The 1,734-nt window shown below is 51.2% G+C and carries 1 protein-coding gene; it reads left to right on the top strand.

From position 1 onward, the window contains the following. Positions 1 to 1,734 (top strand): InlB B-repeat-containing protein (locus tag H4683_RS21065; protein WP_192600781.1); only part of this gene is annotated, 1,734 nt, incomplete at both ends.

Genomic DNA, 1,734 nt, shown 5'->3' with positions numbered 1-1,734 from the left:
GGGCTACACGTTTGCAGGTTGGAATACAAAAGCAGATGGAAGTGGAACGAGTTATGCGGCAGGCGCAGCGCTTACGATGGGAAGCGCCAATGTAATACTGCATGCACAGTGGACGTTGAGCCCGACCTATACGGTGACGTATAACGGAAACGACAATACCAGTGGTGCTGCACCAACAGATAGCGGAGCTTACGAAAACAAGGCATCGGTAACGGTGCTAGGAAACACAGGAAATTTAGTGAGAGCGGGCTACACGTTTGCAGGTTGGAATACAAAAGCAGATGGAAGTGGAACGAGTTATGCGGCAGGCGCAGCGCTGACAATGGGAAGCGCGAATGTAGCGCTGCATGCACAGTGGACGTTGAGCCCGACCTATACGGTGACGTATAACGGAAACGACAATACCGGTGGTGCTGCACCAACAGATAGCGGAGCTTACGAAAACAAGGCATCGGTAACGGTGCTAGGGAACACAGGAAATTTAGTGAAAGCGGGCTACACGTTTGCAGGTTGGAACACGAATGCAGATGGAAGCGGAACGAGCTATGCGGCAGGCGCAGCGTTTACGATGGGAAGCGCCAATGTAATACTGCATGCACAGTGGACGTTGAGCCCGACCTATACGGTGACGTATAACGGAAACGGCAATACCGGTGGTGCTGCACCAACAGATAGCGGAGCTTACGAAAACAAGGCATCGGTAACGGTGCTTGGAAACACAGGAAATTTAGTGAAAGCGGGCTACACGTTTGCAGGTTGGAATACAAAAGCAGATGGAAGTGGAACGAGTTATGCGGCAGGCGCAGCGCTGACAATGGGAAGCGCCAATGTAATACTGCATGCACAGTGGACGTTGAGCCCGACCTATACGGTGACGTATAACGGAAACGACAATACCAGTGGTGCTGCACCAACAGATAGCGGAGCTTACGAAAACAAGGCATCGGTAACGGTGCTTGGAAACACAGGAAATTTAGTGAAAGCGGGCTACACGTTTGCAGGTTGGAATACAAAAGCAGATGGAAGTGGAACGAGTTATGCGGCAGGCGCAGCGCTTACGATGGGAAGCGCCAATGTAACGCTGCATGCACAGTGGACGTTGAGCCCGACCTATACGGTGACGTATAACGGAAACGACAATACCAGTGGTGCTGCACCAACAGATAGCGGAGCTTACGAAAACAAGGCATCGGTAACGGTGCTAGGAAACACAGGAAATTTAGTGAAAGCGGGCTACACGTTTGCAGGTTGGAATACAAAAGCAGATGGAAGTGGAACGAGTTATGCGGCAGGCGCAGCGCTGACAATGGGAAGCGCGAATGTAACGCTGCATGCACAGTGGACGTTGAACCCGACCTATACGGTGACGTATAACGGAAACGGCAATACCGGTGGTGCTGCACCAACAGATAGCGGAGCTTACGAAAACAAGGCATCGGTAACGGTGCTAGGAAACACAGGAAATTTAGTGAGAGCGGGCTACACGTTTGCAGGTTGGAATACAAAAGCAGATGGAAGCAGAACGAGCTATGCGGCAGGTGCAACGTTTACGATGGGAAGTGCGAATGTAACACTGCATGCACAGTGGACAGCGATGCCTCCATCGACAGGAGGCGACTATACCCCGTCACCATCATCAGGTGGTAGCGATTCTACCCCACCAACACGTGTGAAAATTACATTTCATACAAATGGAGGCACAGTAGTAGAACCAATCGAGATTGCTTACAACAC

It is taken from the genome of Sporosarcina limicola, from assembly GCF_014873855.1.
Lineage (GTDB): Bacteria > Bacillota > Bacilli > Bacillales_A > Planococcaceae > Sporosarcina > Sporosarcina limicola.
This window is presented reverse-complemented; position numbering and strand designations above follow the sequence as displayed.